Source organism: Vibrio fujianensis, from assembly GCF_002749895.1.
Lineage (GTDB): Bacteria > Pseudomonadota > Gammaproteobacteria > Enterobacterales > Vibrionaceae > Vibrio > Vibrio fujianensis.
Genome location: NZ_NBUS01000054.1, coordinates 31405 through 34971 on the forward strand (window position 1 = coordinate 31405; position 3567 = coordinate 34971).

4 protein-coding genes are annotated in these 3567 nt (G+C 44.3%); 2 read left to right on the plus strand and 2 right to left on the minus strand.

Translation table 11 applies throughout. From position 1 onward, the window contains the following. The coding region (locus B7C60_RS19305; RefSeq protein WP_245869426.1) for a pyridoxal-phosphate dependent enzyme at positions 1-538 on the minus strand (538 nt) is incomplete at its 3' end. A 141-nt stretch (positions 539-679) separates the two neighbouring features. Further along, positions 680-1426: a sulfate transporter CysZ gene (gene cysZ, locus B7C60_RS13320; RefSeq protein ID WP_099612087.1), complete on the minus strand. Its 747-nt coding sequence runs from the start codon at positions 1424-1426 to the stop codon at positions 680-682. A 228-nt stretch (positions 1427-1654) separates the two neighbouring features. Between cysZ and zipA the strand changes: the two genes are divergently transcribed. After that, on the plus strand, positions 1655-2482 hold the full coding sequence (gene zipA / locus B7C60_RS13325; RefSeq protein ID WP_099612088.1) for a cell division protein ZipA: 828 nt from the start codon (positions 1655-1657) through the stop codon (positions 2480-2482). A gap of 63 nt (positions 2483-2545) precedes the next feature. After that, the coding region (gene ligA, locus B7C60_RS19310; protein ID WP_245869429.1) for an NAD-dependent DNA ligase LigA at positions 2546-3567 on the plus strand (1022 nt) is incomplete at its 3' end.

Consider the following 3567-nt stretch of genomic DNA (forward strand, 5'->3'; position numbering starts at 1 on the left):
CGCCAGTACCAACTCCGGCGACAAATACATCAACTTGGCCATCGGTGGCATCCCAAATTTCAGGCCCAGTGGTTTTTTCATGGATCGCGGGGTTGGCTGGGTTATCGAATTGTTGCAGCAGTAAGTATTTATCAGGGTTGCTTGCTACAATTTCTTCCGCTTTGGCAATCGCCCCTTTCATCCCTTTCGCCGCTTCGGTGAGTTCAAGGTTGGCACCGAGCGCTTTTAATAACTTGCGACGTTCTAGGCTCATCGACTCTGGCATGGTTAACGTTAATTGATAGCCACGTGCTGCAGCAACAAAGGCAAGAGCGATGCCAGTATTACCACTGGTAGGTTCAACCAGCTCTATGCCTGCTTTTAGTTTACCTTGCTTTTCTGCCTCCCAAATCATGTTTGCACCAATACGGCATTTCACGCTAAAGCTTGGGTTGCGGGCTTCAATTTTTACCAATACGTTACCTTTGCTCACCTTATTTAAACGAACAAGTGGTGTATTACCAATAGTTAGTGAGTTGTCTTCGTAAATTTTGCTCATGGTGATATTCCTTCATTACGCAGATTTAGCGTGTGATGCGTTGAGATAATTAGTCAATACCGTCTCAGAATAGAGTTTGCTGAAAGAAGGTAAAAGGACTAAAAAGTTATAACTTATTAAAGATTTAATGGTATTGAGCCGTTACCGCTTATATTCGGCTTTAAATTCATGCACCCACATTACCGTCGCGCCACAGACGGCGACAGGCATAATAAAAAGGTTAACGATGGGAACAGCAGTAAGCATTGAGATGATCATACCAAACCCATAGGCTTTGCTTTGTTTTTGTTTCAAACTGTTTCGCATGGTATTGAAATCGATTTTGTGGTTATCAAAGGGGTAGTCACAATATTGGATCGAGAGTATCCATGCGGTAAAAATAAACCATAGTAGTGGGCCTATGGTTTGTCCTAATGCAGGGATCAGCAGTAACAGAAATAACCCGATGGCTTTCGGGAGCATATAGGCCATTTTTCGGCATTCTCTTAGCAAAATTCGTGGGGTATCTTTAATCAAGGCCCAAATACTCATCTCACTGGCGGCTACACCAGTAATTTTTTGTTCGACTTTTTCGGCGAGCAAACCGTTGAAAGGAGCGGCAATAAAATTAGCTAATGTACTGAAAAAATAGGAAAACGTGGCCAAGATAGTCAAGGCTAGCACAGGCCAGAGTAAATAACTCAGCCAAGATAAAAAATCCGGTAGCCCGTCGAGCCATTGATTAATCCAACCATCGAGATGAGTCAATAAATAATACATGGCTCCACCCACGAGCAGTAGATTCGCCACAAGGGGCAATAGCACAAACCGCCGAATACCGGGTGAAAAAGCGAGTTTGAAACCTTCAGTGAAATAGCCAAAACCTGAATGTTGTGATGTGATAGGCATAGTCAATCCCCTGATAAACGAAATCGCATATTAACGTATATCTTCAACGTAACGGAGCGATCCGCGAAGAAAAATTAGCGTATCGACGCAACTTCTAACATTAAGTTGTTCTAAAGTAGGGGGGAATTTTGGTAAAGTAGCCCACTAAACTGATATATCTACCTTGGTAAACGTGCGTCATAGGCGTTAGAGCTCAGAACATCAACACCGAGAAACTGAGAGTTTAAAATGCAGGAATTGCGATTCGTACTCATAATTGTTGGCGCGCTAGCGATAGCCGCTTTGCTATTTCATGGTCTTTGGACTAGTAAAAAAGAAGGGAAGTCTAAGTTTGGTGATAAACCTCTTAGTCGCATTGCGGTTGAACGACATGACGATATGGCCTCCGAATCCGCGCAGGATGATGTTGTTCCTAAAGAAAGAAAAGAACCTGATTTTGGCTTATCTGGTCATGATATTGATCCTTTGATCGCTGATTATGAGTTAGATATCCCTGTCACTCCTGTGCGTCTTTCTGATGACGTTGATGAGCAAATAACTTTAGCACAAACCGAACCAGATCCTAATTTAGACAACTCTTCTTCCAGCGAATTTGGGCCTGTTGAAACGGCGGCTGTCGAGCAGCCAAAGGAAGAAGAGCTACAAGTGGTTGTCCTCAACGTTCATTGCGCTGGCTCAGAACCATTTATTGGAACCAAGTTATTTGAGAGTTTGCAACAAAACGGTTTATTGTATGGCGAAATGGACATTTATCATCGTCATGCTGATTTATCTGGCACAGGAAAGGTTTTGTTCAGCGTTGCGAATATGATGCAGCCAGGAACACTCAAGCATGATGACCCTGCTGAATTTGCGACCAAAGGTATTTCCTTTTTTATGACGCTGCCTTGCTTTGGTGATCCTGAGCAAAACTTTAAGTTAATGCTCAAAACGGCTCAGCAAATTGCGGATGATTTGGGGGCCAATGTATTGGATGATGCACGAAATCTGATGACGCCTGATCGTCTATCTGGCTACCGTAAACAGATCCAAGCGTTTAAAGCCAAACAGGTTTAACTGATTACTAGTCAATCAAAGGCTCCTAGTCGGAGCCTTTTTTCTTGATTCGAGAGAATAACGATGCAACACGTAGAGCAAAGATTACAAGAGTTACGGCAAATTCTGCACGAGCATGCCATACGTTATTACGTAGAAGATGCACCAACCATTCCTGATGCGGAATACGATAGACTCATGCGAGAGCTATTAGAGCTTGAAGCTCAACACCCGCAATGGGTGACGGCAGACTCACCCAGTCAACGAGTGGGCGGTGCACCGCTATTAGGCTTTGAGCCCGTTGTGCACGAGCTTCCGATGCTATCGCTTGATAACGCCTTTGAAGATGCGGAATTAGACAGTTTTTATCGTCGTATGGGTGAGCGTGTGGCCGGAGCGAAACAGGCTTCATTTTGTTGTGAGCCTAAGTTAGATGGGCTGGCTGTAAGCTTACTTTATGTCGATGGTGTATTGGTACAAGCTGCCACTCGTGGTGATGGTACAACAGGTGAAAACATTACTGAAAATGTTCGAACCATCAAATCGATTCCCTTAAAATTGCGCGGTACTGGTTGGCCAAAACGGATAGAAGTCCGTGGTGAAGTTTTTATGCCGAAAGCGGGGTTTGAGCAAATGAACGCGCAAGCATTGAAAAAAGGTCAAAAAGTTTTTGTTAACCCGCGCAATGCAGCAGCAGGAAGTTTACGTCAGCTAGACTCTCGTATTACCGCAACCAGACCATTGGCTTTTTATGCGTATAGTGTCGGGGTTGTTGAGGGAGGAGCGTTAGCAGACAGCCACTATGAGCGTTTTTTACAACTAAAACAATGGGGATTACCCATCAGCCCCGAAGCAAAACGGGTTGAGAATTTAGCCCAAGTCAAACAATACTATCAAGATATCGTGGAACGACGCAGTGAATTACCTTATGAAATTGATGGTGTGGTGATCAAGGTTGATGATGTTCTTTTGCAAGAGCGGTTAGGATTTGTTGCGCGAGCGCCTCGCTGGGCAATTGCCTATAAGTTCCCCGCTCAAGAAGAGATGACCAGGCTGAATGAGGTAGAGTTTCAAGTCGGAAGGACAGGAGCGATCACGCCAGTGGC

Bases quoted from the DNA above. Each gene is read 5' to 3' on its own strand.
- zipA (WP_099612088.1), top strand. From the start codon at position 1,655: ATGCAGGAATTGCGATTCGTACTCATAATTGTTGGCGCGCTAGCGATA.
- cysZ (WP_099612087.1), bottom strand. From the start codon at position 1,426: ATGCCTATCACATCACAACATTCAGGTTTTGGCTATTTCACTGAAGGT.